Origin of the sequence: Paenibacillus whitsoniae (assembly GCF_003955665.1) — a bacterium.
Taxonomy (GTDB): Bacteria; Bacillota; Bacilli; order Paenibacillales; family NBRC-103111; genus Paenibacillus_E; species Paenibacillus_E whitsoniae.
This window is the reverse complement of sequence record NZ_RXHU01000039.1, coordinates 61,309-73,993: the sequence shown is the minus strand read 5'-3', so window position 1 is coordinate 73,993 and position 12,685 is coordinate 61,309. Positions and strand designations below refer to the sequence as shown.

The 12,685-nt window shown below is 54.7% G+C and carries 8 protein-coding genes and 1 pseudogene; 8 read left to right on the top strand and 1 reads right to left on the bottom strand.

Translation table 11 applies throughout. The features are described from left to right. The 7 genes and pseudogenes from EJQ19_RS14215 to EJQ19_RS14185 all read left to right on the top strand — a co-directional run. Nucleotides 1–243: transposase (locus EJQ19_RS14215; RefSeq protein ID WP_126141896.1), on the top strand; the 243-nt coding region annotated here is incomplete at its 5' end. Between the two features lie 30 nt (nt 244–273). Next, a pseudogene (locus EJQ19_RS14210) lies at nt 274–1,113 on the top strand (IS3 family transposase); the annotation flags it as partial. A 613-nt stretch (nt 1,114–1,726) separates the two neighbouring features. Continuing rightward, nucleotides 1,727–2,797 carry a BMP family lipoprotein gene (locus EJQ19_RS14205; protein WP_126141894.1) on the top strand — a complete coding sequence of 357 codons (1,071 nt, stop codon included), beginning with the start codon at nt 1,727–1,729 and terminating at the stop codon, nt 2,795–2,797. A gap of 111 nt (nt 2,798–2,908) precedes the next feature. Further along, nucleotides 2,909–4,450, top strand: coding sequence for an ABC transporter ATP-binding protein (locus tag EJQ19_RS14200; RefSeq protein WP_126141893.1), 1,542 nt, complete (start codon nt 2,909–2,911; stop codon nt 4,448–4,450). Then, on the top strand, nt 4,443–5,522 hold the full coding sequence (locus EJQ19_RS14195; protein ID WP_126141892.1) for an ABC transporter permease: 1,080 nt from the start codon (nt 4,443–4,445) through the stop codon (nt 5,520–5,522). The genes EJQ19_RS14200 and EJQ19_RS14195 overlap by 8 nt, the downstream gene beginning before the upstream one ends. After that, the gene (locus EJQ19_RS14190) at nt 5,523–6,497 is read left to right on the top strand and encodes an ABC transporter permease (protein ID WP_126141891.1); all 975 of its coding nucleotides are present in this window, start codon (nt 5,523–5,525) and stop codon (nt 6,495–6,497) included. Nucleotides 6,498–6,618: 121 nt separating this feature from the next. After that, nucleotides 6,619–9,819: a response regulator gene (locus tag EJQ19_RS14185; RefSeq protein WP_164716551.1), complete on the top strand. Its 3,201-nt coding sequence runs from the start codon at nt 6,619–6,621 to the stop codon at nt 9,817–9,819. Between the two features lie 630 nt (nt 9,820–10,449). Here EJQ19_RS14185 and EJQ19_RS14180 read toward each other — a convergent pair. Next, nucleotides 10,450–11,307, bottom strand: coding sequence for an AraC family transcriptional regulator (locus EJQ19_RS14180; RefSeq protein WP_126141889.1), 858 nt, complete (start codon nt 11,305–11,307; stop codon nt 10,450–10,452). 196 nt (nt 11,308–11,503) lie between these two features. Here EJQ19_RS14180 and EJQ19_RS14175 point away from each other — a divergent pair, with 196 nt between their 5' ends. Continuing rightward, nucleotides 11,504–12,685, top strand: a complete 1,182-nt coding sequence (locus EJQ19_RS14175) for a galactokinase (protein ID WP_126141888.1) — start codon at nt 11,504–11,506, stop codon at nt 12,683–12,685.

Here is a 12,685-nt window from a genome sequence, read left to right as displayed (position 1 = left end):
TACGTACAGGAGCAAACAAAGACCTTACCTGAAATTGCGGAAGAGTTAAATATTCCTACGGGTACGCTCCAGAATTGGATGAGGCTTTACCGTTCTTTTGAAAATGAGCCTGTGGGTAACCCTGAAAAAATCCGTCAATTGGAGGCAAGTCTTCTGGCCTCCGAGCGGGAGAAGCAGGATCTCATGGAGGAACTCGCGATTTTAAAAAAGGCGCTGCACATCTTCAGCAAAGAAAAGAACTAAGGTTCCAATTTACCCTCCGATCATCGCTCCGAATTTCGAGTGGAGAAGATGTGCAAAGTCATGAATGTATCTCCGAGCGGCTTTTACAAATGGCAAACGTCTCTGCCTAGTGAGCAGGAGCGGCGCAAAGCGAAGGTCGTGGAGCGGATTTTATACCATTTTCATGATACGGATCAGCGCTATGGCAGCCCTAAAATCACGCAGATGCTGTGGAAAGAAGACATCCAAATCTCGGAACGTACCGTGTTTAAGTACATGAAAGAACTGGGTCTGCGTTCATGTACGTCCCGCAAATTCAAGGTTCAGACAACGGATTCGAACCATGATTTGCCGATCGCGCCGAATCTCCTTAACCAGCAATTTAAGGTGTTACAGCCTAACAAGGTATGGGTAGCAGACATTACGTACATCCCTTGCCGTGAAGGGCGTTTATACCTGGCTAGCGTGATGGACTTGTGCACCCGCGAGATCGTCGGCTGGAAGCTCTACGACCGGATGACGAAGGAGTTAGTTATTGACGCACTGGAAGCCGCCTACAAGGCCAAGAAACCAAAGAAGAAGAAGCTGATCCATCATTCTGATCGCGGCTCGCAGTACGCCTCTCACGAGTACCGTGATAAGTTGAAAACCTATGGCATGCGAATGAGCATGAGCCGCAAAGGCAATTGCTATGACAATGCCTGCATCGAGTCCTTTCACAGCATTCTAAAGAAGGAACTGATTTACTGCACCAAATTTAAGACCAAGCAGCAGGCGTATGATGCGATTTTTAGTTACATTGAGTTCTTCTACAATCGTAAACGAATTCACAGCTCAATCGGATACGTATCGCCGGTTCAATTTGCTGCGCAATTTAAAAGAGCTGCATGACCGCTCACTTAAGTAGTGTCTACTATCTTGACAGAGATCCAGTCTGAGTGGCAAGCTGCCAGGTGAGCGGTGATGTGCAGCAAATAAGCGCTCGCCGTTGTCTTATTTTGCTGGCACTCGCCGGATTTGGGGAAATAAGACAACTGGGATGTCTTATTTCAGGGGAAGAGGCCCGGTGCAAGGTGATGTGCAGCAAATAAGCGCTTGCCGTTGTCTTATTCTACCAGCCTCCACCGGATTTGAGGAAATAAGATAACGAGGATGTCTTATTTCGGCGGAAACGGCCCGACGAGTTGTTGTCCCCCTCCATCGATCAGCGCCCACGGATTGAAGGCGCTTCCCCTTTGTTCAAAAATATGACGTAACACCATATAGATTTTATTGACCAATGGTTGTATAATCAAAAATCGGGGCTTCTGTTCTCATTTGTAGGGGAAAACAAAAAGTTCATGTTAATTTGTGTGACGTTATAAAATGTAAGTTCATTACTTTTCTTCTGTCCATCGAGTTGTTACACTTGTTGGGGAGCCACTTACATATTTTAACTGGGAATGGTCAACCTACTTAGGAGAGGCTTCCTGTTTTGAATAACGATACGATGGGGGTTAGATCCATGAAAAAAATGTTCACGACAGCCGTCATGGCTGTAACGGTCTCCGCACTGGTCCTTTCGGGCTGCGGGAAAAAAGAAGAATCCAATACAGGCGCTTCGGCGACACCGGCAGGCACGGCGGCTGCGTCGGCGGCACCTGCTAGCGACAACAGCGGCAAAGACTTTAAAATCGGCATGGTTACCGATATTGGCGGCGTCAATGATAAATCGTTCAACCAAAGCGCATGGGAAGGTCTGACGCTGCTTAAGAAAGAAACGTCGGCTTCCGTCAAGAATCTGGAGAGCAAGAGCGACGCCGACTACACAACGAACCTGAACCAATTCGTCAAAGACGGCTATAACCTCACATGGGGGATCGGCTTCCTGATGGGCGACGCGGTGAAAACCGTGGCTACGCAAAACCCGAACACGAAGTTGGCAATCATCGATAACGTAGTGGATGCGCCGAACGTGGAGTCCGTTACGTTTTCGGAGCAAGAGGGTGCATTCCTCGTTGGGGTCGTTGCAGGCATGACAACGAAAACGAACAAAATCGGCTTCGTCGGCGGCATCGACATTCCGGTCATCAAGCGCTTTGAAGCGGGCTTCGTCGCTGGTGTCAAAGCGGTTAATCCTAGCGCAACGGTCAAAATCAACTACACCGGCGCATTCGACAAGCCTGACCTGGGCAAAGCGGCTGCGGCGACGATTTATAACGATGGCGCGGACATCATTTTCCACGCAGCGGGCTCTACAGGCAATGGTGTGTTCAACGAAGCGAAAGATCGTGCGAAGAACGGCAAGAAAGTTTGGGTCATCGGCGTCGATAAAGACCAATCGCTGGAATTCGGCGACGACGTGACGCTGACATCGATGTTGAAACGCGTTGACCAAGCGGTTGTGCGCGTCTCCAAGGATTTGATTGCGGGTAAATTTACCGGTGGTAAAACAGTTGTTCTCGGTCTCAAAGACGACGGCGTAGGCTTGCCGGAAACGTCAAAGAAAAACGTATCCGCCGACATCTTGAAAAAAGTGGACGAGTACAAAGCGAAAATCATCTCCGGCGAAGTGAAAGTACCTGAAACGCCGTAAGCGGTTGGCACACAGCCAGTATCAGCATGCATACCCAACAAGGCTAGTTATCTAACTAGCCTTGTTGTTGGTTTTAGAAGCAGTTCAAATTTTGATCCTTAGGGTGATCCGATGAGCGAAGCAGTTCCTGTAGTTGAGCTGAGGGGCATTACGAAGCGTTTTCCGGGCATTGTCGCCAACGACGCCATCTCCCTCAAGCTGCGTAAAGGCGAGATTCACGCGCTGCTCGGCGAGAACGGGGCGGGGAAATCGACGCTGATGAATATTGTGTTCGGCTTATATCAGCCGGATGAAGGCCACATTCTCGTACAAGGCAAGGAAGTAGCCATTGACAGTCCGAACCGGGCGATTGAGCTCGGCATCGGGATGGTACATCAGCATTTTAAGCTGGTCCAGCCGTTCACGGTAACGGAAAACATTATCTTGGGCATGGAGCCCAAGAAAGGCGTCAATATCGATTACCGAGCTGCCCAGGAGAAAGTGAAGCAAATTTCTGAACAGTACGGTCTGCGCGTCGATCCCAAAGCCCGTGTCGAGGATATTTCGGTTGGGATGCAGCAGCGGGTCGAGATCTTGAAAACGCTGTACCGGGGCGCGGAAATTCTCATTTTCGACGAGCCGACAGCTGTGCTGACTCCGCAAGAAATCAGTGAATTAATGGTCATCATGCGCAATCTTGTACAAGAGGGCAAGTCCATTATTCTCATTACCCATAAGCTAAAAGAAATTATGGAGATCGCCGATACGGTGACCATTATTCGCCGGGGCAAGGTGATCGACTCGCTGCCAATCTCAGGGGCGAACCCCCGCATTCTGGCGGAGAAAATGGTCGGGCGCGACGTTTCGTTCAAGGTGACGAAGGAGGACGTGAAGGCCGGCGAGCCTGTCTTGCAGGTGAAGGACCTCGTCGTGCGCAGCGCGCAGGGGCTTCCGGCCTTGAAAGGGCTCAGCTTCGAGGTCAAAGCCGGTGAAATCCTCGGCATCGCCGGGGTGGACGGCAATGGCCAAAGCGAACTGATCGAAGCGCTGACGGGGCTGCGTTCCGTGGACGGCGGCGAAGTGCGCCTCATGGGCGGCGACATCACGCATCATACGCCGAGGCAAATCTCAGAAGCGGGCCTGTCGCACATCCCGGAGGACCGGCATAAGCACGGGCTGGTGCTCGATTTTACGATGAGCGAGAACATGGTGCTGGAGACGTATTTCCACCCGGCGTACAACAAAGGCGGCTTCCTCAACTATGACGCGATCGACAAGCACGCGGAGGCGCTGATCAAGCAGTTCGACGTGCGCACGCCGAGCATCTACAACAAAGCGCGGTCGTTGTCCGGCGGCAACCAGCAGAAGGCGATTATTGCGCGGGAGATTTTCAAAAATCCGCACCTCCTCATCGCGGCGCAGCCGACGCGGGGGCTGGATGTGGGCGCGATTGAATTCGTGCACCGCCAACTGATCGAACAGCGGAATAAGGGCAAGGCCGTGCTGCTGATTTCTTTTGAACTCGATGAAATTATGAACGTTTCGGATCGCATCGCGGTGATCTATGAAGGACAGATTGTGGGCGAGGTGCTGCCGAAGGATACGAACGATCAGGAGATCGGTCTGCTGATGGCGGGCAGTCAGCCTGGGGAGAAGGGGGCGCCTCATGAATAAGGTTGTACGCGTGTTTACAAGTGAATCTGCGGTGAATCCCATCGTTGCGATTATCCTGGGGCTGCTGTTCGGGGCGCTCGTCATGCTGGCCGGAGGGTATAATCCGATTGACGCGTACATCGCGCTGTTTAAGCGGATCTTCGGCAGCTCCTACGACATCGGCGAAGCGATTCGGGCGATTACTCCGCTTATTCTGACGGGGCTGTCGGTGGCGTTTGCGTTCCGTACGGGCCTCTTCAACATCGGCGCCGAAGGCCAATTCGTCATGGGCATGACAGGGGCGACGATCATCGGGGTCAAAATCCACGGTCTGCCGTGGATCATCCATGCGCCGCTGGCGGTCATCGCGGGCGCACTGCTCGGCGGCCTCTGGGGCGCCATTGCCGGCTACCTGAAGGCGAAGCGCGGCGTCAACGAAGTGATCACGACGATTATGCTGAACTGGATCGCGTTGTTTCTCTCGAACTACATCGTGAACCGGTTCCTGCTGGAGCCGAAGCAGCAGCGCTCTTACATGATTCAGGACTCCGCTTCGCTTAGTATCGGCTGGCTGTCGGATCTGATGAATCATGCGCGGGTGCATTGGGGCACCGTGATTGCTCTGCTTGGCGCATTGGTGTTCTATCTGATTCTGTGGCGGACAAAGCAGGGGTACGAGCTTCGTGCGGTCGGCCATAACTTGGACGCGGCGAAGTATGCCGGGATGAACGTGAATCGCAGCATCGTAAAGGCGATGTTTATTTCGGGGATTTTTGCCGGGCTGGCCGGCGTGTTTGAAGTGCTGGGCGTGTTCCACTATCAAGTCGTGGCTGCGGCATCGCCGGGCTACGGCTTCGACGGCATCGCCGTGTCGCTGCTGGGCGCGAACAACCCGATCGGGATTGTACTGGGCGCGATGCTGTTCGGCGGGCTGTCCTACGGCTCCGCGGGCATGAGCTTCGGGGCTGACGTGCCGCCGGAGATTATCCGCATCGTCATCGGCTCAGTGATCTTCTTCGTGGCGACGCAAGGCATCGTCCGCTGGATCCTGCTGCCGCTCTATGGCCGGCGCAAGAAAGAAAGGGTGTCGTAGATGGATATGCTGGATGCGTTTTTTACGAAATTCAGTGAATTGATTAATATTACGCTCGTGTATTCGACGGCGCTCATTTTCGGCGCGCTGGGCGGGATTTACTCGGAACGTTCCGGCGTCGTCAATATCGGGATTGAGGGGCTGATGGTCTCGGGCGCGTTCGCCTCAGCCGTCGGTTCCTATTATGCGGAGCAGGCCGATATGGGCGCACTGTCGCCGTGGGTCGGGCTCATTTGCGCGATGGTGTTTGCGCTGATTTTTGCTTTGATTCACGCAGTCGCGACGATTACGTTCAAGGCGAATCAAGTTGTCAGCGGCGTCGTGATCAACTTCCTGGCGGCAGGCGTGACGATCTATCTGGTCAAAATGCTGTTCAACGGCGCAGGTCAAACCGACACGTTGAACGATGTCTTCTCCAAGTGGCGGATTCCGCTTCTGGCGGACATCCCTTATCTGGGGAATGCGATCTTTACCGCTTACCCGACGACGTACATTGCGCTCATCCTTGTCGGCGTGACGTACTACGTCTTGTTCAAAACCCCGTTCGGCCTGCGCCTGCGCGCCGTCGGCGAGCATCCGAGCGCCGCGGATACGAACGGGATCAAGGTGAAGCGCATCCGCTATATCGCGGTGATGCTCAGCGGCTTGTTCGCCGGGCTGGGCGGCGCGACGATTACGCTCACCACGACGAGCGCGTTCTCGCACAACACGATCTCCGGCCAGGGCTTCATCGCCATGGCGGCGATGATTTTTGGCAAATGGCATCCGTTTGGTGCGTTCGGGGCTGCGATGTTCTTCGGGATGGCGCAGGCGCTCAACAACTTCCTACGGTTGTTCGAATTCTCGAAGCACATTCCGCAGGAGTTCCTGTACATGCTGCCGTATGTGCTCACGATTCTCGTGCTGGCCGGCGCCGTCGGCCGCTCCAAAGCGCCTTCCGCGCTGGGTGAGCCGTACGATCCGGGTAAAAGATAAATATGCACCGCTGGGCGTGGATCCCGGCGGTGTTTTTTTGCTTTTTGAACCTCTCATCTGCCGACAGCTCCTGTCTAGCGAAAGTTCCTATGCTATAATAGCGATAGAGAGGCGGGATACTTTGAAAGCGATTACTAGGGCGAGATCGTTATGGGTATTCATTATTAGCTTGCTACTAATAGCGGTGATCGGGACGAACTTCTATCAAATGTTCGCGCTGAAAGAGACCGTTGATGTGGTCAAAACGAATTGGATGCCCAGTGTGGCCAGGATTTTCAAGATAGAGGAGAATTTTACGAAAGAGCGGATTCTTCTGCATAAAATTGTGCTTGAAACGGAAAACGAGCGTCTCCATACGCTCATTACCGATTATCAGAATACACGAAAACTGCTCAATGAGCAGTACGAGGCTTACGAGCCTTTCCTCAATTCTCAGGAGGAGAAGGATATTTATGAGAGAGTGTACGAGAAATCGCTGGATTTCCTGCTAAAGGGGCAGCTGATCATCGACGCCGTGCAGTCTGGCGACGAAAAGTTTGCCAAACTGCTGCTGGACAGGCTTGGGGTTACTAGGCAGCTCGCTGATGAGGAACTGCAGCGCTGGGTTGATTACAATTTGACGGGAACCCAAAGGGATGTCGACCGTACATCCCGTCAACGCGGAACGGCGCTGTGGCTGGGTTTTATTTTTACGGTGATGGCGATTGTTGTGGGTGTAGGATTGGTACTCCAGACGCGGGATGTTCGACGGAAAGGCGAGCAGAAACTGCTCAAGGAGAAAGAGAAGGCCCAAAGCTACCTCGATCTTGTCGATGTGATCATTGTGGTGTTGGATCGTTCCTGTCGCATTGAACTGCTCAATCGGAGAGGATGCAGCATGCTCGGTTATGCAGAAGCGGAGATTGTAGGGAAAAACTGGCTGGAGGTATGTGTGCCGGAACATCTGCTTGAGAGGCGGCGCGAGCGGTTTCAGCAGGTGATGAGCGGCGGCGAGCGGCCGGATTATTATGAAAGTATTATTTTGAATGGATGTGGCGAAGAACGGCTGATTGGTTGGAACAATACCCTGCTGAGAGACGAAGAGGGCGAGATTATCGGCCTCCTTCTGGCTGGGGCGGACATTACAGAGCGCCGGCAGGAAGAAGAAATGCTGCATCAATACAGGGATCACCTGGAAGAATTGGTGGAGGTACGGACGGCGGAGCTGGCGAGCAAGAACGTGCTGCTGGCTGATGCCAAGGAGTTGGCGGAAGCGGCGAATCGGGCGAAGAGCGAGTTTTTGGCGAATATGAGCCATGAGATTCGGACGCCGATGAATGCGATTATCGGGCTCAATCATCTTTTGCAGCAGACGGCGCTGACCGATCAACAAAAGGATTATGTCGGCAAAACCGCGATTTCCGCTAAAAGCTTGCTGACGATCATCAGCGATATTTTGGACTTTTCGAAAATTGAAGCGAAAAAAATCTCGCTGGAACGCATTGATTTCGATCTGTACGAAGTGATGAGCAATATTTCGGATATGATCGGCTTTTCGCTGTATGAGAAGGGATTGCGGCTGCATTTTGCCATCGATCATGAGGTGCCTCAATTGCTGAAAGGCGATCCGTTCCGGTTCAATCAGGTGCTGCTCAATCTCGTCAATAACGCGCTGAAGTTTACGGAGGAAGGGGAAATTTCCGTATCCGTGCGGGTCGTCGCGAAAATGGACAATGACGTGCAACTGCGTGTCGAGGTTCGCGATACGGGTATCGGCATGACGCCGGAGCAGCTTGGCAAGTTATTCCGCGGGTTCTCCCAGGCCGATATGTCGACGACGAGGAAGTACGGTGGTACTGGACTAGGGCTGGTTATTTCCAAAAACCTTGTCGAGCTGATGGGCGGCGAAATGGGCGTGGAGAGCGAGCTTGGCCGAGGCAGCTGCTTTTACTTTACCGTGAACTTCGAGCGGGGCTTCAGCCATGTGTTCAGCGCGCCGATTGCGCCGCATCTGCAATTTCTGCGCGTGCTGGTCGTGTGCGAAGACGAGGACATGCGGCTTGTGCTGGGACGCCAGCTGGAGCAGTTCCAGTTTGTCGTGAGCACGCAGGATTCCGCTGCCAGCGCATTCGCGCATATGGATGCCAGTGACCGCTATGATCTGGTCATTGTGGACTGGATGCTTCAGGGGGAGAATGCGCATGCTTTTGCGGAAAAGGTCAAGCTGGGCTATGAGCATCCGCCTCACGTAATCGTACTGATCAGTGCGTACCATGAGGCGGATGTGCAGACCAAGCTGCCGACGTCGTATGTGCGCAAGGTGCTGTATTATCCGATTTCCCAATCGCATCTGTACAATCATATTGTCGATCTGTTCCAGGAGCAGCTAAAAGTCAAAAAAATCGGCGCCCAGGACGAGTCCGACGGGAAGAAGCTCAGTCTGCTTCGTCACGCCGAGGTGCTGCTCGTGGAAGATAACGAGATTAATCAGCAGGTGGCACAAGAGATTTTGCAGGAGATGGGCGTCCAGGTCGATGTGGCGGGCAACGGCGTTGAGGCGCTGGAACGGGTCGAGGCGAAGCGGTACGACGCGATTCTGATGGATCTGCAAATGCCGCTGATGGACGGGATTGAAACCACACGCCGTCTTCGCAGTGGTGGCATCACGACGCCGATTATCGCCATGACCGCCGATGCCATGCAGGGTGTGAAAGGGCAGGTACTGGAAGCGGGAATGGATGCGTACATCACGAAGCCGTTTGAGGCCATTCAGCTGTACAGCGTGCTGCAGCGGATGATGCAGCATGCGAAGCAGGTGGCTGCCTTGGAGGGAGCCGCCGCAGGCCAAGTCGCAGCGGCTGCAGAAGCGGCGCCTGAGGATGTGCCGGCGCTTGATACGGAAGGCGCCCTGGTGCGGCTTGGCCAGCGGAAGAGCCTGTATGCGCAGGTGCTGCGCAAATTCATGGAGGGCCACCTCCAGGCGGTGGCGGAGATTCGCGCCGCCGTGCAGGCTGGCGACGTGGAGCGGGCGCTGCTCCTCGCGCACACGCTTAAGGGCGTGGCGGCGAATCTCGGCGCAGAGCCGCTGAGCGCTGCGGCGGACGGGCTGCAGGCGGCGCTGCGGTATGGTGTCGAGGCGCGAGGGGTGGATGAGCCGGGAGTGAGTGGGCCTGAGGGCGGGGCACGGAACGCGGAAGTGCCTGGGGCGAGGCACGGTGAAGCGCGGGGGCAGGATGCACCAAGGGCGGAAGTGCTAGATGTGCTCGAGCCGCTGCTTGCGGACGCAGAGTGGAGGTTGGCGCAGGTGAAGCGGGAGATTGAGGCGTATTTGGGCGCGGAGTAGCGGGTACTGGGGGAAGCGAAGGACAGCGTGACAACCTGCCGCGAGCCGGACCTGGGGGCCGGACAAGCATATAGGATGCTTGTCCGGCTTTTTGCGCATCGTTGAATGTATACCCTCGAAGTAGCCTGATGTCCACAGTAAATCCCCGTCTTGTTAAGGACGGCAATTTGATGTGTGCGGGACTCGATGGAGCACAGTGGAGTTTGTGTGGAGCGTGGTGCGGCAGGCCGAGCTTGATATCAACGGGCGAGGGGGAGAGGGAAGTCGTGTCCAAGCACAATCAACTGGAATGATTCCAGTTGAGTTGGCGTTTTTTTGCGCGAAACCTTACGTGAACTGGAAAACCTCCAGCTTATTTCTGTGAAACTGTGCGGAAACCGGGAAATGCTCCAGATGAACGGGAGTTTTTCCAGTTGAAGGTGACGAAATCGGCAAAATGACTGAAATGAGATGGATAAATTCCAGTTGAGCTGTGGGAGGGGCGGTAGGCGGTTTGCGCTGCAACTCATTCCCTGTAGCTGCGGCATAAAGCGCCAACGGATTGAGTTCCGCAGTCCCAGAGAATGTAGCTGTCGGGAGCCGCTCGTAAAAAGGGGGACGCGTTCGAGTCCATATCCCCCCGCTGCCGCGCTACAGCGCCTCCATCTCCCTCCGATACTCCGTCGGCGAAACGCCATACCACCGCCGAAACTGCTTCGAAAAGTACAGCGGGTCGTAAAAACCGACGGACGACGCGATCTGCTCGATCGTGAGCTCCGTCCGTTCCCGCAGCAGCAGCCGCGCCTTGTCGATGCGCAGGCGCAGCAGGAAGGTCACCGGCGTGACCTTCGTATGCTTCTTGAACAACCGCGACAAGTACGCGCGGTTGTAGCCGAGGCTGTCGGCCATCATCTCAATCGTAATCGGCTCCGCATATTGCGTCGATAAGTAGTGGATGGCCTGCTGCACAATCGCGTCGCCCTCCGCATCGAGGGCGGCCCGGGCCGTCGTCTGCGAGGACAGCGACTCGCAGTATTCCCCTAGCAGCAGCGTCAAATAGCCGGTGGCTTGAAGCTGCGCGTTCGGCCTCCGCAGCTTCAGCGCGCGCTGTATGTGGCGGAACAGCACCGGAATGTGCCGATTCCGGGTGGTATGCACGACCGGCGCAAGCGGATCAAAGCCGGTCGAAGCCAGCAGCGCCGCCGCCTGCTCGCCGGTGAAGGCGATCCAGCAGTAATGCCACGGGTCGTCCGCATCCGACACATAGCTGATGAGCTGCTCCGGCTCGATGACGAAGCTGTCGCCGGCGCCGAGCGCGTATTCCTCGCCGTGCGAGGAGAATAGGCCGCGACCCGAGATGACATAATGGATGAGGTAATAGTCATAAACTTTCGGGCCGAGCCGGTGCTCGGGCTTCGTCTGGCTTTCGCCGGCGAAGAGCACGGTAAGGGCGGCCGGGCCGGCCGGGAGCGGGTTGGAAACGACAAAGTAACTGGGCGTTTTCACCATGATGTGTGTTCATCTCCGATTCCAAAGAGGTTGCTATCATTTTAGCATAGGGAGCTCTCCTGAAAAACCCTCAAAATCACATTTATCCATGTGGAAATAACATGACTCCATAGCCAACGCTTCGCGCTTCTTTTATACTAAAGATACAAACACGCAACCAATACAACCATTCCATATAACCAAAGGCGGTGCCCACATGGCAGATTTGCAAAGCTTGAAGAAGACGTTTATCGAAATTTATGGAGAATCCTCCGCGAACATCTCAGCCTTCCACGCGCCAGGCCGCGTAAACCTCATCGGCGAGCACACGGACTACAACGGCGGCTATGTATTCCCGGCTGCACTCACTTTCGGCACGACGCTGTTGATTCGTCCAAGAGCGGATCGCACGATCGGTTTTGCTTCCACAAACATGCCGCTTCGCAAACAAATTTCCATAGACGATATGGTCTACAACGAAGAAGACGACTGGATGAACTATCCGAAAGGCATCGTTGTCCACTTGGCGAAAGAAGGCTTCCCGGTACAGCATGGCTACGACCTGCTCTTCCACGGTGAAATCCCGAACGGCGCGGGCCTTTCCTCCTCGGCTTCCATCGAAGTTGTGACGGCGTACGGCCTCCAAACGATGGAGAAATACCCGACAGATACGGTCAAAATCGCGCTGCTCGCACAAAAAACCGAGAATCAGTTCGTCGGCGTGAACTGCGGCATCATGGACCAGTTCGCTGTAGCGAACGGTAAGAAAGACAACGCGATCCTGCTCATGTGCGACACGCTCGAGTACCGCCATGTGCCATTCCAAAGCGGCAGCTACAAGCTGGTCATCGGCAACACGAACAAACGCAGAGGCCTTGTCGACTCCGCTTATAACGAGCGCAGAGCGCAGTGTGAGCAGGCAGTGAAGGATCTGCAAGCGCAGTTCCCATCCCTCACTTTGCTCGGTCAGCTCAACCTGGCGCAGTTTAATGAGTACAAGCACCTGATCCCGGACGAAACCGTTCGCCGCAGAGCGCAGCACGTTGTGGAAGAAATCGACCGCGTGCTCCAATCCATCAAGGTGCTGGAAGCGAACGATCTCGAGTCCTTCGGCAAGCTGATGATCGGTTCCCATGATTCCTTGCGCGATCTGTATGAAGTGACAGGCTTTGAGCTCGACAGCATGGTCGCAGCAGCATTGAAAGTGCCTGGCGTACTCGGCTCCCGCATGACGGGCGCAGGCTTCGGCGGCTGTACGGTGTCCCTGGTGCATGAAGACAGCGTGCCTCAGTTCATCGAGCAAGTCGGCAAAGAGTACACGGAAAAAACAGGTCTAACACCTAGCTTTTATGTCTGCGATATCGGCAATGGTGTAGAACAAGTCGGGGAGGCGCTCTAA

Bases quoted from the DNA above. Each gene is read 5' to 3' on its own strand.
- EJQ19_RS14205 (WP_126141894.1), top strand. From the start codon at position 1,727: ATGAAAAAAATGTTCACGACAGCCGTCATGGCTGTAACGGTCTCCGCA.
- EJQ19_RS14200 (WP_126141893.1), top strand. From the start codon at position 2,909: ATGAGCGAAGCAGTTCCTGTAGTTGAGCTGAGGGGCATTACGAAGCGT.
- EJQ19_RS14195 (WP_126141892.1), top strand. From the start codon at position 4,443: ATGAATAAGGTTGTACGCGTGTTTACAAGTGAATCTGCGGTGAATCCC.
- EJQ19_RS14190 (WP_126141891.1), top strand. From the start codon at position 5,523: ATGGATATGCTGGATGCGTTTTTTACGAAATTCAGTGAATTGATTAAT.
- EJQ19_RS14180 (WP_126141889.1), bottom strand. From the start codon at position 11,307: ATGGTGAAAACGCCCAGTTACTTTGTCGTTTCCAACCCGCTCCCGGCC.
- EJQ19_RS14175 (WP_126141888.1), top strand. From the start codon at position 11,504: ATGGCAGATTTGCAAAGCTTGAAGAAGACGTTTATCGAAATTTATGGA.